This window comes from Novosphingobium malaysiense (genome assembly GCF_000802225.1).
Taxonomy (GTDB): Bacteria; Pseudomonadota; Alphaproteobacteria; order Sphingomonadales; family Sphingomonadaceae; genus Novosphingobium; species Novosphingobium malaysiense.
Map to the genome: position 1 here is coordinate 184,984 of NZ_JTDI01000003.1, position 20,360 is coordinate 205,343.

Genomic DNA, 20,360 nt, shown 5'->3' on the forward strand with positions numbered 1-20,360 from the left:
TAGGCACGGTAGATGCGCTTAGCAAGGCAAGTATCGGCTTTACAGGCCGGGTTCGGGCGGCCAGCCTGACACAAATCGCAGGGAGGAAGGATCGAATGAGCGAACAGGTCTTGGTCGAAGCGCGCGGCGGCGTGCTGGAAGTGACGATCAACCGGCCCGAGCAGCGCAACGCCATGACGAAGGCGGCGGCACAGGCAATCGCGGCGGCGATGGACCAGCTCGATGCGGATGCGGACCTGCGCTGTGCGATCCTGAGCGGGGCAGGGGGCACCTTCTGCGCGGGCATGGATCTCAAGGGGTTCCTGCGCGGGGAACTGCCGGTCGACGAGCGCGGCGGTTTCGGCGGCATCACCACCTGGACGCCGAAAAAGCCGGTGATCGCGGCGGTCGATGGCTACGCGTTGGCAGGCGGGATGGAGTTGGCCTTCGCCTGCGACCTCATCGTCGCGCACGAAGATGCGAAGTTCGGCATCCCGGAGGTGAAGCGCGGTCTCGTTGCTGCCGGGGGCGGGGCCGTGCAGCTTCCCCGGATGCTGCCGCGTCCGCTGGCGATGGAACTGGCGCTGACCGGCGACCCTATCGGCGCCCGGCGTGCGCACGAGCTGGGTCTGGTCAACCGCCTGTCCCGGGGCCCCGCCCTCGAGACCGCGCGCGAACTGGCGGAAACCCTCGTGGCCAACGGGCCGCTGGCGATCATCGCCACCAAGGGCATCGTGCGCGATTCGTGGCTCTGGCCGGTGGAAGACATCAACACCTATCAGAATCCCTACATCGCTCACATCTTCACCTCGGAAGACGCGAAGGAAGGCGCGCGGGCCTTCGCCGAGAAGCGCAAGCCGGAGTGGAAAGGCGAATAGAGCGCAAAACGTAGAAAACCCGCCGTTTTCGCGGCGGGTTTCAAGACACTGGCGTCATGGAATGGTGGGCGTAGCTGGGATTGAACCAGCGACCCCTACGATGTCAACATAGTGCTCTACCACTGAGCTATACGCCCATTCCTTTCGAGCCTCCGAACGTGTGTCCCGCTCGGAGGACTGGCCCTTTAGCGTCGACATTTTGTCGATGCAAGCGACTTTGGACAGGAAATTCGAAGTCAGAGCTGGGCGTGGGCGCTCAGGCCGAACACGCGCTGCACTTCCATCACGATATCGCGCAGGTGGAAGGGCTTGGACAGCACCTTTGCCTGCGGCGCTTCACGGCTTGCGCGCAAGGTCACCGCGGCGAAGCCGGTGATGAACATGACCTTTGTCATGGGCGAGACCTCGGCACAGCGCTGGGCCAGTTCGATGCCGTCCATCTCGGGCATCACGATGTCGGAGAGGAGCAGATCGAACTCCTCGGATTCGAGATAGGGCAGGGCTTCACTGCCGCGATCGACGGCGACCACATCGTACCCGGCGTTCTCGAGTGCCCGCGCGAGATAGGTGCGCATGGCTTGGTCGTCTTCGGCTAGGAGGATGCGGATCATCGCTTCAAATCCAATTCGTTGCGTGTGGCTGCGACTGCGTTTCTGAGGATACCCATAACCCTTCCTGAGTTAATTTTCTCGTCCGGATTCAGCATTGACCGGTAACGGGACGCTTTGACTCGACAAGATGAAACGGCCAGCTTTGCAGTCATGGCCGAAACTTGGGATGAGAGCGATTCGCAAACCGAGCGTGGCGGGTGGATCCCCGGTGCGCAGGGGATTGCGGCGTTCACCCTTCATGCGAACGAGCCATCGGCCATTCCCGTCCTGATCGCCGTGCCGCATGGCGGCAGAGCTTACCCGCTGGCACTTTTGCGCGACATGCGTCACGCCGAATCCGTCGCCTTGCGGCTGGAAGACCGTTACGTGGATCGTCTCGCTCAGGGCATCGCCCGGGCAACCGGCGCCAATCTTCTGATTGCGAATGCGCCTCGGGCGATGATCGACCTCAACCGGGCTCCCGACGATGTCGACTGGGAAATGTTTTCGCGCGCGGGACGACCCGAAGGTCCCTTGCCGCTACCTAGCCGCCGGGTGCGCAGCGGTCTCGGTCTCATCCCGCGACGCCTTCCCGGTGCTGGCGATCTTTGGCGGCGGCGACTGGAGCGGGCTGAACTCGACCAGCGCATCGCGGGCATTCACCAGCCCTACCATGCAGCTCTGGCGAGCGCACTTTCGGCCCTGCGCGAAAGGTGGGGGGCGGCGCTGCTGATCGATCTGCACTCGATGCCGCCGCTTTCGGGAAGGCTTGGCGTGGCGCCGCCGGAAGTCGTGGTCGGAGACCGCTTTGGCGCAACCTGCCATGGAAGCTTGATCGCGACCGCCTTTGCACAACTTGCAGCGAGTGGACGGGAGGCCGCGCACAATCGACCGTATGCCGGCGGCTATGTGCTGGAGCGACACGCTGATCCTCGTGGTGGCGTCCATGCACTGCAAATCGAGATCGACAGAAGTCGTTATCTCGATCCCGGCCTCTCGGAGCCCGGAGCGGGAATAACGGCCATGGTAGAGGATTTGAGCGTACTGGTCCGGCGATTGGCCGCGCTTGTGTCCGAAATCGGGCAGGAGGCGAACGGAAAGGGGTGGCCGCTCGCCGCGGAGTAAGCCCGGGCCCGTGTTCGCAGGATCCATTAAAAAACCACCCCGCGCATCGCGCGAGGTGGCCAAGGTTCAGGGAGGAGGTGCACGATGTGCACCAACCTGACCGGGCCATGAGGGTAGCGCCGACCAGGCAAAGCCAACATACGCATGCCCGGGCCGACATTCAAGCGATTCGTTGATGCAAAACGGAGGCGTTTTGTCCAGCCCTGCGACGTTATCGCCAAAAGATTGGGCGGAAGTGTGACAAATTGGCCATAACCTCCGCCCTTGCCTTTGAAATCAGGCGTTTGCCACAGGTTGGGGCATCTTGCCCTGGGCCATCTGGCGACCGAAGAGGTCGCGAACCAGTTCGAGCGAGAATAGGTGGGAATAGATAAGCGGCAGCATGCCGTTTTGGTTCCACTGGCGCAGAACATCGCCGCGCACTTCGCGCAGCTTGTTCTCGTCGACCATCTGAAAGCCGCGATAGTTGAACGGCTGGCCGTTGCCGGTGTCGATGTTGAGCTCGCCGTCCATCAGCAGGTCGTGCTTCTTGAGGTCGGCCATGAAATTGGCGGTCTTGTTGCCCGCAACCTCGAAGTTCTCGCAGAACTTGAGCATGTTCTTGGTCGTCTCGGTCGGCTCGGCGCCGTCGAACAGGTCCTCGCCTTCATCGATTTCGCCGACAAGCCCGCTCGTGGGGTCGACGCACAGCGACAGTTCCTCCGCCTCCGGACGCAGCTTCGCGAGCATGAAAGGATAGCGGCGGGCGTAGGCCGGCACGTATACCGGCGTATTCAGCGTACCGTCGTCATCGACGAAGACATTGATGCCTTCGTTCATGCCCATCAGTGCGAGCGGGATGGGATTGTCGCCTGCGGTGAAAATGATCGGGAAGTTGCGCTGCGCCTGCGGGAACTCTTCCACCGTTAGCGGAATCGAGTTCACGCCTACCAGCCAGGTGGCCTTGTCGGTGGAGCGGGTCTTCCAGTTCGCATGCTGCTGCGAATTGAGCGGAATGAGGTCCTTGTAGAACAGGGGCAGGGCAGGATTCTGCGGCGCGGTCGCCATTTTATAATCTCCGCGGATAGGGCTCTTTAAAATCGTGGCGCCGCTTTAGAGGCTGGTTCGGGACCGCGCAAGCGCAGTACCTGCCCGCTTCGGGGATTTCGGCACCCAGTGCATCATACCAGTTTGCCGGGGTTCAGAAGTCCCTGCGGGTCGAGTGCGTTCTTCACCGCGCGCAGCATGGATAGGGCGACGGGATCGCCGAGTCGTACCAACTCGTCGCGCTTGAGCTGGCCGATCCCATGCTCGGCGCTGATCGATCCGCCCCACTCGGTCACCAGGTCATGTACGCGCCTGCTGATCGCCTTGCCTTCGGTCTTCTGCCAGGCCAGCCCGTCGGTAACGTGTGGGGCAATGATGTGGTAGTGGACGTTCCCGTCGCCGAGATGCCCGAATGCGACGGCCTCGGTTCCCGGCCATTCCGCCTCGATCATCGGCGCGGTGGTTTGGACGAAATCGGGCATCTTCTCTACCGGAACGGAGATGTCGTGCTGGACGGCGGGGCCGCGTTCGCGTTCGGCCGGGGCGACCGACTCGCGAAGCAGCCAGAACGCCTCGGCCTGCGCTTCGCTGGTCGACATGGCCGCATCTTCGACCAGATCCTTGTCGAAGGCTGCGGCCATCATCCCTTCACACCGCTCGCGCAAGGTCGCTGCGGATGAGCGGTCCGCGACCACCTCGATGAGTGCGTGCCAGGGGTGGCTTTCCACCAGGGGAGGCCGTGCGGACGGGAGGTGCTTGAGCACGGCTTCGAGGCACGCCTGCGGCATGACCTCGAAGCCCTCGAGCGCGTCGCCCGCCATATCCTCGCAATGAAGCAGCAAGCTGCGCGCAGCGCCGAGCGAAGAGACGCCTGCCCAGATGACCACGCGATCGGCGATTGCCGGCATCAGCTTGAGCGTTGCTGCCGTCACGATGCCCATGGTGCCTTCCGAGCCGATCAGCAGTTGCTTGAGATCGAAGCCGCGGTTGTCCTTCTTGAGCGGGGTGAGCATCGAGAAGACCTGTCCGTCGGCAAGCACGGCCTCCAGCCCGAGCACGAGCGCGCGCATGGAGCCATGGCGTAGCACCTGGCAGCCTCCCGCATTGGTCGAAATCAGGCCGCCAACGGTCGCTGACCCTTTTCCTCCAAGGGTGAGGGGAAAGCGCAGGTCTTTTTCTTCGACGGCCTCGTGCAACGTCTGCAGTACCACGCCCGCTTCACAGGTGACCCGCCGGGCATCGGCATCGATGTCACGTATCGTATTCATGCGGCGCAGCGAAAGCAGAATGGCGTCGCCTGTTTCATCCGGCGTTGCACCGCCGGACATGCCGCTGTTGCCGCCCTGCGGGACGATCGGAACGCCGTGGGCTGCACACAGGCGAACCAACTCGGCGAGCTCTGCGGTGCTGGCCGGCGACGCCATGGCGCAGGCCTGGCCGGAATATCGGCCACGCCAGTCTGTGAGCCAGGGGGACATGAGCTCGGCGTCGCGCGTCAGGCCGCGCGGGCCCAGGCGGGCCGCGGCATCTTCAAGGAATTGCGTTGAGGTCGTCATGCTCTTCCTATGGCACAGACCGTAACGTGTTTCATCCCACCAACCTGTCGAGTTAAGCGGTGGTTCAAGGTCTTGTCGTAAGTCTTGGGGATCGGCATGGCCGTATTCCGGGGACTTGCTCAAGAATGAATCTCGCTGCCGCTCTTCTCTATCCGATTGCCTTGCTGCTGCCTGCGGCCGGTGCCGTCGATAGCGAATCGAAAGCCGACGATCAGACCAGCCAGTCCCGGGCCGATGTATCTTCGCCCCATTTCGCCTGGCCCGACGTTCCGCCACGTGTGCTGACGCCGGAATGGCCCTTTGCCGTCCGTATGTTGCAAAGCGTGGAGCCGCAGCCCGGTTGGCAGGTGCATATCGAACAGCGCGTGCAGATCCGCATTTCGCCCCGGGCACCGGCGCCGATGCCCCCGGACATGTTCGTGGGCATTCCGGAAGACGATTTCAGCGTGCATTTCAGCGAGCGGAAAATCGGTAAATGCCTGCCTGTCGCAGGCATAGCGGGCGTCCGGCCGGACCGGGGAAATCGCCTGCTCCTCTATATGCGGGACCGCAGGTTGATCGCCGCAGAGTTGGAGCGGTCCTGTCGGGCGCGCGACTTCTATTCGGGTTTCTACCTCGCGAAGACCTCTGACGGGAAACTGTGCGTCGATCGCGACACGCTGCTTTCGCGCAATGGAATGAATTGCAAGCTGACCCGCGTCCGGCAACTCGTCCAGACCGAACGCTGATCGTTCCGAACGCCAGGGCGGGAATTCCTTGACTTTGATGCCCTCTTGCGCATAGGGCGCGCGCAATCGCGCCAACGGTTTCGCAATGGGATATGCATTCCAGCCCGACACCGGAAACGTGCGAACAATCTTATTTCCGGAAATCTACTGCCTATGAGTTTTGCCGATCTCGGCCTGTCTGATGAATTGCTGCAAGCGGTTGAATCCGCGGGCTACACCGAACCGACTCCGATTCAGGCGCAGGCGATCCCGCCGGTCCTGATGATGAAGGATCTGATCGGCATTGCCCAGACGGGCACCGGCAAGACCGCCAGTTTCGTGCTTCCGATGATCGACATTCTCGCGCATGGTCGCCGCCGCGCGTTGATGCCTCGCTCGCTCATCCTGGAGCCGACCCGCGAACTGGCTGCGCAGGTTGCGGAAAACTTCGAGAAGTACGGCAAGAACCACGACCTCAAGATGGCGCTGCTGATAGGCGGCGTTCAGATGGGCGATCAGGTCAAGGCGTTGTCCGAAGGCGTCGATGTGCTGATCGCCACGCCCGGGCGTTTGATGGACCTTTTCGAGCGCGGCAAGATTCTGCTTACCGGCTGCGAACTCCTGGTCATCGACGAGGCCGACCGCATGCTCGACATGGGGTTCATACCCGATATCGAGAGCATCTGTGCCAAGCTGCCGACGAACCGCCAGACAATGCTCTTCTCGGCGACAATGCCGCCGCCGATCAAGAAGCTGTCGGACCGGTTCCTGTCCAACCCGAAATACATCGAGGTCGCGCGGCCGGCGACGACGAACATCAACATCGCCCAATACAAGGTTCCGGTAAGCCCGCGCAAGAAGCGCGAAGTTCTCCGCCACCTTCTGCGCACCGATGACGTTTCGACGGCAATCGTGTTCTGCAATCGCAAGACGACGGTGCGGGAACTGGCCAAGAGCCTGAAAAAACACGGCTTTGCTGCGGGGGAAATTCATGGCGACATGGATCAACCGGCGCGCATCGCCGAACTGGAGCGGTTCAAGGACGGCCAGGTGAATATCTTGTGCGCTTCCGACGTGGCTGCACGCGGCCTGGACGTGAAGGGCGTCAGCCACGTGTTCAATTTCGACACGCCCTGGCACCCGGACGACTATGTCCACCGCGTCGGGCGAACCGGCCGCGGCGGGGCCAGCGGACGCGCCTTCACGTTCGTCACGCCGGACGATGCCGAGGCTGTCCAGAACGTCGAAAAGCTGACCGGTGGCGAAATCCCTGTGTTCGAGTTTGCCGACGAGCAGCCTGCAGAGGCTGTCGAGGAAAAGCCCAAGGGCAAGCGGCCGCAACGTGCCAAGAAGGTTGAGGGCGCGGACCGTGCCGAGCGTGCACCGCGCAAAGAAACCACCGAAATGCGTTCGGAAGAACCGCGCAGGGAACGCCGCCCGCGCCGTTCCGAGCCCGAACCGGCCGACGATGGCTGGAATGGCCCCGTTCCTGAGTTCCTCAAGGTTTCCGCTCTGGCCTGAACGAAACGCCGCGACACATCTCGGTTCCAGCGTTTAGGATGGAACCATGACCTTGGCCTCCGTTCATCCTCGCGTTTCGGTCAGCGTAGTGTCAGCGATGCGCTGGCCCGTTGCCCGGACACTGGATTTCCTCTCTGGCATGGGCGTTGGCGCTGTCTCGCTGACTGCCGCGCGTCTTGGCGATCCACCGGATGAGGTGATCGACCTGGTGCGGGGCAGTGGCATGACGGTGGCGTCGGTTGGAGCCGGCGGTGCTTCATTGATCGACGATGCCCAGGCAACGCTGGGTCATCTGCGCCCGCTGATCGACGCCGCGGTCGCCCTGAAATGTCCTTCGGCTTTTACTGTGTCGGGGCCGGCTCCCGAGCACATGCCCACCGATGAAGCCTTCGACCGGCTGGTCGCGATGCTGGGGCTGGCCAACGGCTATGCAATTCAAAACGGCGTGCGACTGGGCGTGGAGCACAACTCCGTCGCCAATCGCGAACTGGGCTTCGTGAGTTCGCTGGCTGCGGCGTGCGAACTGGGCGAGCGCGCGGATCTTGGCGCGGTAGTGGAGCTGCAGAACTGCTGGCACGAACGCGATCTGCCGCGGCTGTTTCGCGCGCATCACGAACGGTTCCTCATCGTCAACGTCAGCGATTTCCGGGTGGGTGAAGATCTGAAGTTCAATCGCCGCGTGCCCGGTGACGGCTCCATCCCGCTTGAATGGCTGATCGGCGAACTGCTGGAAGCCGGCTATGCCGGGTACTTCGACATCGAGTTCCTCGGACCGGCCATCGAGGCGGAAGGATACGGGACGGCAATCGCGCGCAGCGTGGAATGGCTGTCCGAGCGTCTGACGCGCTGGGGAGCCTAGTCCGCAGCCTTTACGAAACTGTCGAGCACGCGCTTGCGGCCGGATTTCTCGAATTCGATCTCCAGCTTGTTCCCTTCCTGCTCGGCAATCGTGCCGTAACCGAACTTCTCGTGGAACACGCGCGCGCCGATCGTAAGATCGGTGCGCGGCTTGGCGGCAAAGCTGGCGGCGCTGCGCGTGCTTTCGGCAATTCGGCGCGGCTTGGGATCGAATTGCTGCCGCGCCGCACGTTGCCATCCAGGGCCACGCGTGACGGTGCGGGCGGGCTGAGCGCGGGCTACATCGGCGAAAGGATCTGCATGTTCCGACCATTGCGCGCGCCACAGCGAAGCGCCCCCGGACAGAGTGGTCTCGCTGTCGACGTGATCGTCCGGGAGTTCCGCAATGAAACGAGAAGGGATCGAACTGGTCCACTGGCCGTAGATGCGACGGTTGGCGGCATGCAGGATCGTGCATTTCCGGCGCGCGCGGGTGATTGCCACGTAGGCGAGCCGGCGTTCCTCCTCAAGGCTCGCGAGCCCGCCTTCGTCGAGCGAGCGCTGAGAGGGGAACACGCCTTCTTCCCAGCCGGGCAGGAAGACGTGGTCGAATTCCAACCCCTTGGCCGCGTGCATGGTCATGATCGTGACCTTCTCCTCTTCCGAGGCGGCCTCGTTATCCATCACCAGGCTGACGTGTTCGAGGAAATCGCCGAGGCTTTCGTATTCCTCCATGGCGCGGGCAAGTTCGGCGAGGTTCTCCAAGCGCCCCGCGGCTTCGGCGGTCTTTTCTGCCTGCAGGGCATCGGTGTAGCCGCTTTCGTCGAGCACCGTGCGCATGAGGTCGGCCGGGTTCTCGGTTTTCTCGAGTTCGCGCCAGCGGGCGAAGTCGCGCATCAGGGAGAGGAAGGTGTTGCGGGCACGGGCGGGGAGTTCGTCGGTATCCACGATCTCGATCGCCGCCGCCGCCAGCGGGATCGACCGGCGCCGGGCCAGCAAGTGCAGCTTTTCCAGCGCTTTGGCGCCAAGGCCGCGCTTTGGTGAATTGTAGATGCGTTCGAAGGCGAGATCGTCGGCCGGCTGGGCGATCACACGCAGATAGGCCAGCGCGTCGCGGATCTCGGCGCGTTCGTAGAACCGAAATCCGCCTATAATCCTGTACTTGAGTCCGATACTTATGAACCGGTCTTCAAATTCGCGGGTCTGGTACTGGGCGCGCACGAGGATGGCGATCTGATCGAGCGGGGCGCCTTCGCGTTCGAGCCGTTCGATATCGTCGCCGACCCGGCGGGCTTCCTCGGGCGCGTCCCATACGCCAATGACCCGCAGCTTGTCGCCGGGATGCTTCTCGGTCCAGAGCGTCTTGCCGAGGCGCTGGCTATTCTCGTTGATGAGGCCGGAAGCGGCGGCGAGGATCTGCGGGGTGGAGCGATAGTTCTGCTCCAGTCGGATCACCTTGGCTCCAGGAAAATCCTTTTCGAACCGCAGAATATTGGCAACTTCTGCGCCGCGCCATGAATAGATCGACTGGTCGTCGTCACCCACCACGCAGATGTTCTGGCGGCCTTGCGCCAGCAGGCGCAGCCACAGGTACTGGACCTGATTGGTGTCCTGATACTCGTCCACCATCACGTATTTGAAACGCTGCTGGTACTGCTCTAGCACCTCGCGGTTGGTGCGCAGGATGTTCAGCATATGCAGCAGCAGGTCGCCGAAGTCGCAGGCGTTCAGCGCTTTCAACCGGTCCTGATAGAGCCGGTAGAAATGCTGGCCCTTGCCATTGGCATAAGCCTCGTTTTCGCCGGCATCGAGATCCTGCGGGTTGAGGCCGCGGTTCTTCCAGCGGTCGATGCAGCCGGCCAGTTGGCGGGGCGGCCAGCGCTTTTCATCCACGCCTTCCGACTGGATGAGCTGCTTGAGCAGACGGAGCTGATCGTCGGTGTCGATGATCGTGTAATTGGATTGCAGCCCGACCAGTTCGGCATGACGGCGCAGCATCTTGGCGGCAATCGAGTGGAAGGTGCCGAGCCACGGCATGCCTTCGACTGCCGGCCCGATCAGGTGCCCGACCCGTTCGCGCATTTCACGCGCCGCCTTGTTGGTGAAGGTGACGCAGAGGATTTCACTGGGCCATGCAAGCCGGGCCCGGACGAGGTGCGCCAGGCGCCGCGTGAGGGCGGAAGTCTTTCCGGTACCAGCCCCGGCCAGCATCAGGACGGGGCCCTCGGTCGTGAGTACGGCGTCGCGCTGCGGCGCGTTCAGTCCGTCCAGCAAAGGGTCATGGGCGTCGGATGGCAGGGAGTCTTGCTGGTCGTTCACCCGCGAACAACTAGGGAACGGACAGACGCTGCGCAAGGTCGCTTCGTCGCAAGCATGGAAACATTGGCCGGGCCGGTTCGTCGGTCAAGCGACATCACAACCAGCGACGGAGAGTGATCTATGCGTAAGTTGCTTCTGAACGGTACTGCCGTGTTTGCCTTGGCGGTCGCGCCCGCTGCGGTTCTCGCGCAAGGTGCCGATGCCCAAGTTTCCGGCGAGGCCCCGATGGATGCCTCGATGCAGTCGGATGCGATGGAACCAGCCGACGGCATGGTTGATGCGCCCACCCTCAACGCCGATCAGCAATCCGCCTATGATGCTCTGGCACCGAGCCAGCAGACCGAATACGAATCGTGGCCCAACAAGTACAAGGTCTATTATTGGACGCTGACGCCCGAACAGCAGGAGGGCTACTGGGCCTTGACGCCCGACCAGCGCGGCAGGATCTACGACATGACGCCCGAGCAACAGGCGCTGGCTTGGAAGTCGGTGGTACAGCAACTGGCAGGCAAGGTGCCTACCACTCCGCCAGGCCAGGCCAATCCTCCAGGAACCGGCATGCCGACCAGGGGCGTGCCCGATCCCGAAACTGCGAGTCAGGACGTCCCTCCCGCAATGCCGGCCGATGAAAGCTACCAGGGCGGCCCCTACGAGGGAGCACTGACGCCGCCGCCAGCTTCGGCAATGAACAAGGACTATCCGGTCTGCACCAGGGAAATTCAGGACAGTTGCCGCAATCCCAGCGGGATCTGATCCCATGAAAACCCGCCACGAGATGGGGCGTCAGGGAACTGACGCCCTTTTTCTTGGCATCCGCACACATGTCTCAATTTGTCACAGGTGCGCGTTGTGGGGAACTCTTGGCGGGGGTGTCGAATTGAATCGGTAACAGGACGAACAAAATAGGAGGCTGAATCATGAATTTCAGACCGATTTCAATTATTGGCGCCGCTGTTGCTCTTACCGCAGGAAGTGCCGCCATGGCTGCGCCTGCAGAAGTTGTCTCCCGTGATTCCAACGGGCAGGCGGCTGTAGTGCGCGTGGACGGTGAGTCATATGCCGTTTGCGATGAAAGTCGTCATGACGACTGTATCAATCCCCGCGCTGCTGGGCTGAATTGGGGCGATCGGCCGCTCGATTACTGGCCGGGCAAGCCTGCGAGCGAGATGCAGGGCTCATAGATCGTCACGACATGACATATTCGCGATAGGGGCGCCGGTGATCCGGCGCCCTTTGCGATTCTGGTCCTCAGCCTTCGCGACGAAGAATGTGCACGCGGGCTTTGCCGACGTCGCGAACGGCTTCTTCGGCAAAGCCCTTGATCGAGACCGCTTCGGGCTTCGCCGTCTCGAGGCTCACCCACGTAGACTCGCCGATCCACCCCAACCGCGCGAGTTTGTCGATCGCCACGCAGCCGGCCCCGGTGTCATAGGGCGGATCGAGAAGAACGAGATCCAGGGGTTCCTTTGCCGGTCCCAGGGCAAGCGCGGAACTGGCCCTGACCTCGGAGCGAGGCTGGGCATGAAGATTGGCGATGTTGCGCCTGATCGCGCGGATTGCCGCCGCATCCTGATCGACAAAAAGACAGTGCGCCGCGCCGCGCGAAAGGGCCTCAAGACCCAGGGCTCCCGAACCGGCAAAGAGGTCGGCAACCCTGAGGCCCTCGAAAGTTCCCAGGCGACTGGCGAGCATGGAAAACAGCGTCTCGCGCGTGCGGTCTGCGGTAGGCCTGGTGGCATCGCCCTCGGGCGCAACGAGCTTGCGGCCGCGCCATTCCCCGGCGATGATGCGCATGCCCGTGCCGGAGCCTTTCCTCAAGGCCGGTCTCCCGCAGGCTTGTTGCCGGCAAGGGACCGGCGGAAGGTTTCGAGGTCGCGAGCCGCGATTTCTACGGCCGCGCCCTTGGGCAGGTCATCAAGGGCGAAAGGGCCATATCCTACGCGGATGAGACGGCTGACTTTCAGGCCCAGATGCTCCAGAACACGGCGCACTTCGCGGTTCTTGCCTTCGGTCAGGGTCATCTCGATCCACTGGTTGCGACCGGTCCTGCGCTCCATGTTGGCGTCGATCTTGCCGTAGCGCACGCCATCGATCTCGATACCGTCGATCAGCTCCTCGAGCTGTTGCTGGGTAACATCGCCGAAGGCACGCGCACGATAAGTGCGGGGTACGCCCGTCGCTGGCAGTTCAAGCTGGCGCTTAAACTCGCCGTCGTTGGTGAGCAGCAGCAGGCCCTCGGTACTGAAATCGAGGCGCCCGACGGGCATGACGCGTCCGGCGCCGGCGGGAAGCGCATTGCGCAAGGCAGTGTAGATCGTCGGACGCCCGGCAGGATCGCGCTCGGCCGTGATCAGCCCGGCAGGCTTGTGGAAGGCAAAGAGGCGAGTGGCCTCCGGTTCCTTCACCGGCTTGCCGTCGACGGTGACGCCTTTCAGGCTGGTGAGCACGGTCGCGGGCGTCTCGATCAGATCATCGCCTAGCTTTACCCGGCCTTCCGCGATCATCCGCTCGGCCTCGCGGCGGCTGGCGACGCCTGCGCGGGCCAGCAGCTTGGCGATCCGGTCGCCTTCGCGGTCCTTGGGACGCGGCGGGGCTGCAGGCGCTTTCGGAGCCTTGTTTACGGAGCGTGGCCTGCCGGTCTTGCTGGCGCCACGCGAGGAGCTGCCGCGGTCGGGGCCTTGCGAGGGGCGCCCCCGAGACGGACTGCCGCGCCGCGAGCCGCCCGATTTGTGAGGTGGTCTGGACATTTGCGGCGCCATACCTGTTGATCGCGGCTTCATCCAGCCTTCCCATCGCTTCGTGCGACGCTAAGTTGGCGGTTTGATTTCGGGGAGAATGGCGTGAGCGCCGAAAATACCAGCAAACGGCGTAGCATCGGGGCTTCGATCGAGCCCTACCTCGAAAAGGAATCCCTCGCGTCCTTCTTTCTCGGGGTCTCGTCCGGATACCCCTTTGCACTGCTTGCCGCCACGCTCACCTCGAGGTTGGCGCAGGACGGTATCGACAAGTCGACGATCACCGCCTTCACGCTGGCGTTCTTCGTCTACAACCTAAAGCCGTTCTGGGCCTGGGTCGTCGACGGCGTGAAGATCCCCGTTCTGGTCCGAATGGGCCAGCGGGTCTCGTGGATGATCGTGATCGGCCTGTTCGTGATGGCGGCGACCGTGAACCTCGCGCTGGTGAACCCGTCTCCCGACAACATCGGGCCCACTGTGCTCGCGGCGGTGTTGTTGGGTCTGGCAGGGGCCAGCTTCGACATCGTCATCGACGCTTTCCGGATCGAGACGCTCAAGCCCTATCAGCTCGGGACGGGCTCGGGCATGAGCCAGTACGGCTGGCGTATCGGCGCTGCCGCTGCCGGTGCGGTGGCGCTGGTGCTGGCGGCGCGGTTCGACTGGCATGCCGCTTATGCAGCCTGCGCCGTCTTCGCGCTTCCTGCGATGATCACCGCGATCGTGATGGGCGAGCCCATCCGGCATCAGGTTGTACATGAAAAGCGCGAACTGTCGGAAGTCTGGACCTCGATCACCGGCCCTTTTCAGGAGTTTTTCCGGCGCAATGGGGCATTCCTCGTGCTGCTGTTCATTCTGGTCCACAAGATCGGCGATACGTTGGCCAACCTGACGTTCCGCCTGCTGTTCAACGACCTCGGCTTCACCAACGACGAAATCGCGCTCTATGACATTGGTGTGGGCTTCTGGGCGCTGATCATCGGCGTATTCGTCGGCGGCGTGATCTACGCGCGGATGGGGCTCAAGCGTTCGGTGCTGATCGCGCTAGTGCTCATGGCCGTTTCCAACCTCAGCTTCGCGATGCTGGCAGCGGCAGGGCATAGCAACCTCGGGATGGCCGGTGCCATCGGGTTCGAGAACTTCGCGAGTGGGTACGGCGGTGTCGTGGTCGTCGCCTATTTCTCGGCGCTATGCGACCTGCGCTTCACCGCTGCGCAATATGCGTTGATCTCGGCAGGCGCGAGCATTGTCGGGCGTTTCCTGACCGGCACTACTGCTGGCTCGCTGATCGAGATGATGGGCTACGTGAACTTCTACCTGCTCACGACTGTCGCCGCGTTGCCGGGCATCGTTCTGTTCTGGTGGATGATGCGCGCCGGCCTTGTCGACGATGCGATGGGCACGGCGGGCGAAGTCGGCGAGGGCGACGCGCGGGATTAGTCCGGCAGTTCGTCGTTCTCGCGCAAAACACTCCCAGCAAGGTACAGCGAACCGGCGATCAGCACGCATTCGCCCTCGGCCGGCTCGATCCGCGTGAGCGCTTCGGCCACGCTGCCTGCAGCCGAGGCTTCGGGCGTGAAGATGTGATCGAACGCCGAGGCTTCATGGCACGCATGCCCGGGCACCGGGACCACCGTCACGCTGGCGAGGCGATCCGCCAGTGGCGCGATCAGGGCGTTCGGGTTCTTGTTCGCCAGCATGCCGATGACGAGGTGGATGTGCGGGCGGCGCTCGCGGAAGTGCAGCGCTAGCGCTTTCCCTGCATCGGGATTGTGCCCGCCATCGAGCCAGCATGGCGTACCGGACGGCAGAAGCGCGGTCAGCGGTCCTTCACCCAGACGCTGCAAACGGGCCGGCCAGCGCGCCGATCCCATGGCTGCTACCAGAGCGGCGTCGGGTACGCTGAGCGCGTCCTGATGACGCAGCATGGCAATGGCGAGGCCGGCATTGACCGCCTGGTGCTTGCCAGCCAGCGCGGGGAGGGGGAGGCTGAGAGAGCCTTTGTCGTCGCGATAGACAAAGCCGCTCTTGGTAGGGCCGATGGACCAGTCGCGCGTGCGGCGAATGACCTCGGTGCCGACTTGCAGCGCCTTTGCGTCGATGGCCTCGTTCATGCCGAGATTGTAGTCGAGCGTGACCAGTGGCGCGCCGGCCTTGGCGATCCCGGCTTTCTCGAAGGCGATCCGGATGTGCGGTTCCTTGGGGGCTTCGGGATCGGGCGAGAGCAGGAAGGCCTCGTGATCAATCCCGAGCGAGGCTATGCCGCAGACAGTAGGCGTCTCGATCACATTTGTGGCATCGAAACGGCCACCGAGCCCGACTTCGATCACGCAGGCTTCGGCCGGTATCCGCGCAAAGGCGAGGAAGGCGGCTGCGGTGGAGACTTCGAAGAAGCTGGCGCCGATGCCGGACGCCTCGGCTTCATCGAGCACTTCCGCCAAAAGGTCCGCCAGCATCTCGTCGGAGATGAGCGTGCCGGCCACCCGGATGCGCTCGTTGAAACGGACGAGGTGGGGGCTGGTGAAGACGTGAACACGGTGCCCGGCCGCTTCCAGAGCGGCGCGCAGGAAGGCGCAGGTCGATCCCTTGCCGTTGGTGCCGGCGACGTGGAACACGGGCGGCAGGCTGCGCTGCGGATTGCCAAGCCGGTCCAGTAGCGCGCGGATGGTATCGAGCCCCAGCCGTCCCTGCGGAACGGAAAGGGCGTCCAGGCGGTCTAGCTGGGCCTGTACGCGCGGATCGTCCGATACCGCGAAGTCGCCCACCTTCAACGCGCCGAATGCACCGCTTCGGCCAGCGCCGAGGTCAGCTCCTTGAGCGGCCCTGCGGCCTTGTCTCCGTGCTCCTTGACGAGATCGACCAGCGCCGATCCAACGACCACGCCGTCCGCAACCTTGGCGATCGAACTGGCCTGCTCGGGCGTGCGTACGCCGAAACCGACGGTAACGGGAATGTCGCTGGCGGCCTTGAGCTTGGCCACGGCCTCTTCGATCGAGCCCTGTGCGGCCTGCTGCATGCCGGTAATGCCGGCGACCGAAACGTAATAGAGGAAGCCCGAGGACCCTTCGAGCACGGCGGGAAGCCGCGCGGCATCGGTGGTCGGCGTGGCGAGGCGGATCAGCGACACGCCTGCGTCGCGCAAAGCGGGGCCGAGTGCGGCATCCTCTTCGGGCGGAATGTCGACGCAGATCACGCCATCGACGCCGGCCTTGGCGCACTCGGCGGCGAACCATTCGGGGCCGCGGATGGTCATCGGATTGGCATAGCCCATCAGCACCAGCGGAACCTGAGGGTGACGCTGGCGGAACTCGGCAGCGTAGCGGAAAATGTCCGCCGTACGCGTGCCCTTGCCGAGCGAGCGCAAGTTGGCTTCCTGAATGGCCGGACCGTCCGCCATGGGGTCGGTGAACGGCATGCCCAGCTCGATCACGTCGGCGCCGCCTTCGACGAGCGCGTCGAGGTTGGCGGCGGTGTCGCCGTCACCACCGGTGATGAAGCAGACGAGGGCGGGGCCCTTGGAGAAGGCCATTTCGAAACGGGTCGACATTTTCAGAGCTCCACCCCCAGCGCCTCGGCGACGGTGAAGATGTCCTTGTCGCCGCGGCCCGACACGTTGACGACGAGGATCTTGTCTTCGTCCATCTCGGCGGTGAGCTGGGGCAGGGCGGCGAGGGCGTGGGCACTTTCCAGGGCCGGGATGATGCCTTCGAGCGCACAGCATTGCTGGAAGGCTTCCAGCGCCTGATCGTCGGTGATCGGCACGTAGCGCACGCGGCCGTTTTCATGCAGCCACGAATGCTCGGGGCCGAGACCCGGATAGTCGAGGCCTGCGCTGATCGAGTGCGCCTCGGTAATCTGGCCGTCCTCGTCCTGCAGCAGGTAGGTCTTGTTGCCGTGGAGGATGCCCGGCTTGCCGCCGGTGAGGCTGGCGGCGTGCTGTCCGGTCTCGATGCCATGGCCTGCCGCCTCCACGCCGACCATCGCCACTTCGGGATCGTCGAGGAAGGGATGGAACATGCCGATCGCATTCGATCCGCCGCCGACGCAGGCGAGAACCATGTCGGGCAGGCGGCCTTCGGTCTCAAGCATCTGCGCCCTGGTTTCGGTGCCGATCACGCTCTGGAAATCGCGCACCAGCTCGGGATAGGGGTGCGGCCCGGCGGCGGTGCCGATGATGTAAAAGGTGTCGTGGACGTTGGCGACCCAGTCGCGCAGCGCCTCGTTCATCGCGTCCTTGAGCGTCTTCGCGCCCGATTCCACCGGCACCACTTCGGCGCCGAGCAGCTTCATGCGGAACACGTTGGGCTGCTGGCGGGCGACGTCGGTCGAGCCCATGTAGATGACGCAAGGAATGCCGAAGCGCGCGCAGACCGTCGCGGTGGCCACGCCGTGCTGGCCGGCGCCGGTTTCGGCGATGATCCGGGTCTTGCCCATGCGGATCGCCAGCAGGATCTGGCCGATGCAGTTGTTGATCTTGTGCGCGCCGGTGTGATTGAGGTCTTCGCGCTTGAAGTAGATCTTCGGCCCTTTGCCCTCAGGCGCGGCCCCACGGAAATGCTCGGTCATGCGTGGCGCGTAGTAGAGCGGGCTGGGGCGGCCGACGAAGTTCTTCAGAAGATCATCAAACTCTTCCTGGAACGAGGGGTCTTCCTTCGCCTTGCGGTACTCTTTCTCCAGATCGAGAATGAGCGGCATCAGCGTTTCGGCGACATAACGGCCACCGAACGTGCCGAAGTGACCGGTCGAGTCCGGCAGCGAGCGTAGCGAATTCACGGGCGGTTGAGCAGTCATGCATGCGCGCTTGGCAGAGCCGCCTTCGCTTGTCCAGACGCCCTTTTGGACACCATTCCGCTTCGGCAATCGACGAATGTCGTTGGCAGGCCGACCAAGTCCTTCGTCTTCGACGAGCGGAGATTGGCGCGGTCACCGAAGAAGCATAGAGAGCGGCGCATCAAGACAAGGCCGGAAAAGAGCTCCGATCTTAGTCAACAATACTGTTTCAAGGAATGTAAAATGAACCGTCTTACCAGTCTTTCCGCCGCCGCTTTGGCCGTATTCGCCATGTTCGGTATCGCCAACGCCGCTGTCAACGATGCGCAGGCAAATGCTTTTGCAGCCTATTCGGCACAGCAGGTCCATCGCGCCTGAACCCAGGCATCCTGATGGACGCAAAGGGGCGGTCCGCATCGCGCGGCCGCCCTTTCGCTTATGTGCGGCGTACGGCCGCGCAGAAGGCGGCGATCCTGTCTTCGTCCTTCACGCCCGGGGCGCTTTCGACGCCGGACGAGGTATCGACCAGCGGTGCCTGCGTTATGGCGAGGGCTTCGGCGACGTTGTCCGGCGTCAGGCCGCCGGCCAGCCCCCATGCGGTCGCGCCTTTCCAGCCGGCAACGAGGCCCCAGTCGAAACTGAGCCCCATGCCGCCGGGCAGGGCGCCTGTGGGGGTCTTGGCATCGAACAGCAGCATATCGATAGCACCTGCATAGGCTCGGGCGCGTTCCACGTCGTCGGCGCTGGCTACGGGGAGCGCTTTCCAGACCTTCCGTCCGAACCGCGCGCGTAGCTGTGCCGCACGCTCCGGGGTTTCCTTGCCGTGAAGCTGGAGGACATCGAGATCGGCAGCCTCTACCGCCTCGGCAAGCGTCGCATCGTCCGCATCGACGAACAGCCCCACTCTCGCGATTCGGCCTTTGGCGCGTTCGGCCAGTTCCGCCGCTTGCGCCGGAGAGACATGGCGCGGGCTCTTGGGAAAGAACACGAAACCGGCATGGTCGGCACGCGCCCGGATCGCGGCTTCCAGAGCCATTGGTGTGCTTATGCCGCAAATCTTGATCGCCGCTGTTGGCATCGGTGTGTTCTTGCCTAGATTGCGGTCCCCAGCTGTTGGAGAGGGACCGAAATGAACCGTCTGGCGCGCTATCTAGTGCCATTTGCCGCGGCTGCAATGCTTGCGGGCTGCGGCGTGAAGGAGTCCTTCAAGGACGCGTCAAAGGAAGTCGCGCAGTTTCATGCCGCTCTCGATGCCGGAAAATGGCAGGGCCTTTGGGCCGGAGCCAGTCCCGAACTGCGCAATGCGACCACGCGCGAGAAGTTCGGCAAGCTGCTCGACGCCGTGCACAGCAAGCTGGGCAAGGTCACGGCGAGCGAGCAGGTCGGCTGGAATGCGAACGCCACGACGGGCGGTACGTACCTGACACTGACGATGCGCACGACCTTCGAGAAAGGCAGCGGCACCGAGCGGTTCGTCTATGGCAAGGACGACGAAGGCGAGCTCAAGCTGGTCGGCTACAACATCCAGTCTCAGCACATGATGCTGAACTGAATTAGGGCGCGAGTTCGAACTGAACGGTCACGTTGACGTTCATTTCCAGCTCGCCGGCGGCGACCGGGGGCGGCGCGGCGGCGTCCATCTTTTCGGCGCGCGCGTACATGACGGGGCTGGGCGTGTAGCCACCGCTCTCGCTGATCGAGACGATGCCGACCACCCGCAGGCCTGCGGCCTTTGCGTAGAGATTGGCACGTTCGCGGGCCTTCTTCATTGCCTCCATACGAGCCTCGTCCTGAGCCTCGTCAGGTTCGCTCAGGGCGAAATTCGGGCCGTTGACCTGGTTGGCGCCGGCCTTGACGAGCGCATCGATCACCTTGCCCATGTCCTCCAGCTTGCGCTGGCGCACCGAGACAGTGTTGGTGGCGCGATAGGCGACGATGCGCTGCTCGCTGTCGTCGTAGCTGCCGTCGGGCTGGCGCTTGGGCTGGGCGTAGATCGGGCGCAGGTTGAGATTGCTGGTCTGGATGTCCTTGTCGGCAATACCGGCTTGCTTGAGGGCGGCCATCACCCGGTTCATCTGCGCCGAATTGGCCGAGAGCGCTTCGCTGGCCGTCGTGCCCTGCGTGGTAACGCCGGCGGAATAGCGAGCCATGTCAGGCGTGCGCGTGGACGAACCCTCGGCCGATACGGTCAGCAGAGTGTGGCCGGTCTGGATCGTCGGAACGGGGCTTGTCTGCTGGGCTACCGCGGCGGGAGCGGCGACTGCGAGGCTCGTTCCAAGAGTGAGGGCGGCAATCAAGGGCAGGCGTTTCATCGGCAGCT

General features: G+C 63.6%; 21 protein-coding genes and 1 tRNA gene. 10 read left to right on the forward strand and 12 right to left on the reverse strand.

Going from position 1 to position 20,360, the window contains the following annotated elements; all coding sequences use genetic code 11:
- Positions 1 to 95 precede the first annotated feature (95 nt).
- The gene (locus LK12_RS08770; protein WP_039282292.1) at positions 96 to 857 is read left to right on the forward strand and encodes a crotonase/enoyl-CoA hydratase family protein; all 762 of its coding nucleotides are present in this window, start codon (positions 96 to 98) and stop codon (positions 855 to 857) included.
- Positions 858 to 919: 62 nt separating this feature from the next.
- Here the strand turns inward: LK12_RS08770 and LK12_RS08775 are convergent.
- Both LK12_RS08775 and cpdR read right to left on the reverse strand, forming a co-directional pair.
- Positions 920 to 994: transfer RNA gene (locus LK12_RS08775), tRNA-Val, on the reverse strand.
- Between the two features lie 99 nt (positions 995 to 1,093).
- A complete protein-coding gene (cpdR, locus tag LK12_RS08780; RefSeq protein WP_039282294.1) occupies positions 1,094 to 1,468 on the reverse strand; it encodes a cell cycle two-component system response regulator CpdR in 375 nt (124 codons plus the stop codon).
- 150 nt (positions 1,469 to 1,618) lie between these two features.
- Between cpdR and LK12_RS08785 the strand changes: the two genes are divergently transcribed.
- Positions 1,619 to 2,572 carry an N-formylglutamate amidohydrolase gene (locus LK12_RS08785; protein ID WP_039282297.1) on the forward strand — a complete coding sequence of 318 codons (954 nt, stop codon included), beginning with the start codon at positions 1,619 to 1,621 and terminating at the stop codon, positions 2,570 to 2,572.
- A 276-nt stretch (positions 2,573 to 2,848) separates the two neighbouring features.
- Here the strand turns inward: LK12_RS08785 and LK12_RS08790 are convergent, their stop codons facing one another.
- Together LK12_RS08790 and LK12_RS08795 are read right to left on the reverse strand one after the other, a co-directional pair.
- Positions 2,849 to 3,619, reverse strand: coding sequence for a SapC family protein (locus tag LK12_RS08790; RefSeq protein ID WP_039282300.1), 771 nt, complete (start codon positions 3,617 to 3,619; stop codon positions 2,849 to 2,851).
- Positions 3,620 to 3,732: 113 nt separating this feature from the next.
- On the reverse strand, positions 3,733 to 5,154 hold the full coding sequence (locus LK12_RS08795) for an FAD-binding oxidoreductase (protein ID WP_039282302.1): 1,422 nt from the start codon (positions 5,152 to 5,154) through the stop codon (positions 3,733 to 3,735).
- A 278-nt stretch (positions 5,155 to 5,432) separates the two neighbouring features.
- Between LK12_RS08795 and LK12_RS08800 the strand changes: the two genes are divergently transcribed.
- The 3 genes from LK12_RS08800 to LK12_RS23795 all read left to right on the forward strand — a co-directional run bounded on the left by LK12_RS08800 (position 5,433) and on the right by LK12_RS23795 (position 8,241).
- On the forward strand, positions 5,433 to 5,882 hold the full coding sequence (locus LK12_RS08800) for a hypothetical protein (protein ID WP_231568299.1): 450 nt from the start codon (positions 5,433 to 5,435) through the stop codon (positions 5,880 to 5,882).
- A 153-nt stretch (positions 5,883 to 6,035) separates the two neighbouring features.
- Entirely contained in the window at positions 6,036 to 7,382 is a 1,347-nt protein-coding gene (locus LK12_RS08805; protein ID WP_039282308.1) for a DEAD/DEAH box helicase, read from the forward strand.
- A gap of 46 nt (positions 7,383 to 7,428) precedes the next feature.
- The gene (locus LK12_RS23795) at positions 7,429 to 8,241 is read left to right on the forward strand and encodes a sugar phosphate isomerase/epimerase family protein (RefSeq protein ID WP_082010439.1); all 813 of its coding nucleotides are present in this window, start codon (positions 7,429 to 7,431) and stop codon (positions 8,239 to 8,241) included.
- On the opposite strand, the gene LK12_RS08815 is transcribed toward LK12_RS23795, so the two are convergent.
- Positions 8,238 to 10,538 carry an ATP-dependent helicase gene (locus tag LK12_RS08815; RefSeq protein WP_039282311.1) on the reverse strand — a complete coding sequence of 767 codons (2,301 nt, stop codon included), beginning with the start codon at positions 10,536 to 10,538 and terminating at the stop codon, positions 8,238 to 8,240. The genes LK12_RS23795 and LK12_RS08815 overlap by 4 nt on opposite strands.
- Positions 10,539 to 10,658: 120 nt before the next feature.
- On the opposite strand from LK12_RS08815, the gene LK12_RS08820 reads away from it, so the two are divergent.
- Positions 10,659 to 11,291, forward strand: coding sequence for a hypothetical protein (locus LK12_RS08820; RefSeq protein ID WP_039282313.1), 633 nt, complete (start codon positions 10,659 to 10,661; stop codon positions 11,289 to 11,291).
- Between the two features lie 164 nt (positions 11,292 to 11,455).
- The gene (locus LK12_RS24620; RefSeq protein ID WP_156135438.1) at positions 11,456 to 11,719 is read left to right on the forward strand and encodes a hypothetical protein; all 264 of its coding nucleotides are present in this window, start codon (positions 11,456 to 11,458) and stop codon (positions 11,717 to 11,719) included.
- 67 nt (positions 11,720 to 11,786) lie between these two features.
- Here the strand turns inward: LK12_RS24620 and rsmD are convergent, their stop codons facing one another.
- A complete protein-coding gene (rsmD, locus tag LK12_RS08825; protein ID WP_039282315.1) occupies positions 11,787 to 12,332 on the reverse strand; it encodes a 16S rRNA (guanine(966)-N(2))-methyltransferase RsmD in 546 nt (181 codons plus the stop codon).
- Positions 12,333 to 12,352: 20 nt separating this feature from the next.
- Positions 12,353 to 13,285, reverse strand: coding sequence for a pseudouridine synthase (locus tag LK12_RS08830; RefSeq protein WP_039285021.1), 933 nt, complete (start codon positions 13,283 to 13,285; stop codon positions 12,353 to 12,355).
- Positions 13,286 to 13,411: 126 nt separating this feature from the next.
- Here LK12_RS08830 and LK12_RS08835 point away from each other — a divergent pair, with 126 nt between their 5' ends.
- Entirely contained in the window at positions 13,412 to 14,710 is a 1,299-nt protein-coding gene (locus LK12_RS08835) for an AmpG family muropeptide MFS transporter (RefSeq protein ID WP_039285022.1), read from the forward strand.
- On the opposite strand, the gene LK12_RS08840 is transcribed toward LK12_RS08835, so the two are convergent.
- Genes LK12_RS08840 through trpB form a run of 3 tightly spaced genes read right to left on the reverse strand, consistent with a single transcriptional unit; the run spans position 14,707 to position 18,061 of the window.
- Complete coding sequence (locus tag LK12_RS08840; RefSeq protein ID WP_039282317.1) at positions 14,707 to 16,035, reverse strand: bifunctional folylpolyglutamate synthase/dihydrofolate synthase; 1,329 nt, start codon at positions 16,033 to 16,035, stop codon at positions 14,707 to 14,709. The genes LK12_RS08835 and LK12_RS08840 overlap by 4 nt on opposite strands.
- Before the next feature lie 2 nt (positions 16,036 to 16,037).
- On the reverse strand, positions 16,038 to 16,817 hold the full coding sequence (gene trpA / locus LK12_RS08845; protein ID WP_039282320.1) for a tryptophan synthase subunit alpha: 780 nt from the start codon (positions 16,815 to 16,817) through the stop codon (positions 16,038 to 16,040).
- 2 nt (positions 16,818 to 16,819) lie between these two features.
- On the reverse strand, positions 16,820 to 18,061 hold the full coding sequence (trpB, locus tag LK12_RS08850; protein ID WP_039282322.1) for a tryptophan synthase subunit beta: 1,242 nt from the start codon (positions 18,059 to 18,061) through the stop codon (positions 16,820 to 16,822).
- Between the two features lie 45 nt (positions 18,062 to 18,106).
- Between trpB and LK12_RS25150 the strand changes: the two genes are divergently transcribed.
- Entirely contained in the window at positions 18,107 to 18,418 is a 312-nt protein-coding gene (locus tag LK12_RS25150; protein ID WP_231568300.1) for a hypothetical protein, read from the forward strand.
- A gap of 58 nt (positions 18,419 to 18,476) precedes the next feature.
- Here the strand turns inward: LK12_RS25150 and LK12_RS08855 are convergent, their stop codons facing one another.
- Positions 18,477 to 19,118 (reverse strand): phosphoribosylanthranilate isomerase, encoded by a 642-nt coding sequence (locus tag LK12_RS08855; RefSeq protein WP_039282324.1) that lies wholly within the window; start codon positions 19,116 to 19,118, stop codon positions 18,477 to 18,479.
- 51 nt (positions 19,119 to 19,169) lie between these two features.
- Between LK12_RS08855 and LK12_RS08860 the strand changes: the two genes are divergently transcribed.
- Positions 19,170 to 19,592, forward strand: a complete 423-nt coding sequence (locus LK12_RS08860) for a DUF4019 domain-containing protein (RefSeq protein ID WP_039282327.1) — start codon at positions 19,170 to 19,172, stop codon at positions 19,590 to 19,592.
- Position 19,593: 1 nt separating this feature from the next.
- Here the strand turns inward: LK12_RS08860 and LK12_RS08865 are convergent, their stop codons facing one another.
- Positions 19,594 to 20,352 (reverse strand): SIMPL domain-containing protein, encoded by a 759-nt coding sequence (locus LK12_RS08865; protein WP_039282330.1) that lies wholly within the window; start codon positions 20,350 to 20,352, stop codon positions 19,594 to 19,596.
- Between the last annotated feature and the right edge of the window lie 8 nt (positions 20,353 to 20,360).

Excerpts from the sequence above, each read along its gene's own strand:
- LK12_RS08820 (WP_039282313.1), top strand. The coding sequence starts at position 10,659 with ATGCGTAAGTTGCTTCTGAACGGTACTGCCGTGTTTGCCTTGGCGGTC.
- trpA (WP_039282320.1), bottom strand. The coding sequence starts at position 16,817 with ATGTCGACCCGTTTCGAAATGGCCTTCTCCAAGGGCCCCGCCCTCGTC.
- LK12_RS08790 (WP_039282300.1), bottom strand. The coding sequence starts at position 3,619 with ATGGCGACCGCGCCGCAGAATCCTGCCCTGCCCCTGTTCTACAAGGAC.
- LK12_RS08860 (WP_039282327.1), top strand. The coding sequence starts at position 19,170 with ATGAACCGTCTGGCGCGCTATCTAGTGCCATTTGCCGCGGCTGCAATG.
- LK12_RS08795 (WP_039282302.1), bottom strand. The coding sequence starts at position 5,154 with ATGACGACCTCAACGCAATTCCTTGAAGATGCCGCGGCCCGCCTGGGC.
- LK12_RS08770 (WP_039282292.1), top strand. The coding sequence starts at position 96 with ATGAGCGAACAGGTCTTGGTCGAAGCGCGCGGCGGCGTGCTGGAAGTG.
- rsmD (WP_039282315.1), bottom strand. The coding sequence starts at position 12,332 with ATGCGCATCATCGCCGGGGAATGGCGCGGCCGCAAGCTCGTTGCGCCC.
- LK12_RS24620 (WP_156135438.1), top strand. The coding sequence starts at position 11,456 with ATGAATTTCAGACCGATTTCAATTATTGGCGCCGCTGTTGCTCTTACC.
- trpB (WP_039282322.1), bottom strand. The coding sequence starts at position 18,061 with ATGACTGCTCAACCGCCCGTGAATTCGCTACGCTCGCTGCCGGACTCG.
- LK12_RS08830 (WP_039285021.1), bottom strand. The coding sequence starts at position 13,285 with ATGTCCAGACCACCTCACAAATCGGGCGGCTCGCGGCGCGGCAGTCCG.
- LK12_RS08805 (WP_039282308.1), top strand. The coding sequence starts at position 6,036 with ATGAGTTTTGCCGATCTCGGCCTGTCTGATGAATTGCTGCAAGCGGTT.
- LK12_RS08785 (WP_039282297.1), top strand. The coding sequence starts at position 1,619 with ATGGCCGAAACTTGGGATGAGAGCGATTCGCAAACCGAGCGTGGCGGG.
- cpdR (WP_039282294.1), bottom strand. The coding sequence starts at position 1,468 with ATGATCCGCATCCTCCTAGCCGAAGACGACCAAGCCATGCGCACCTAT.
- LK12_RS08855 (WP_039282324.1), bottom strand. The coding sequence starts at position 19,118 with ATGCCAACAGCGGCGATCAAGATTTGCGGCATAAGCACACCAATGGCT.
- LK12_RS23795 (WP_082010439.1), top strand. The coding sequence starts at position 7,429 with ATGACCTTGGCCTCCGTTCATCCTCGCGTTTCGGTCAGCGTAGTGTCA.
- LK12_RS08865 (WP_039282330.1), bottom strand. The coding sequence starts at position 20,352 with ATGAAACGCCTGCCCTTGATTGCCGCCCTCACTCTTGGAACGAGCCTC.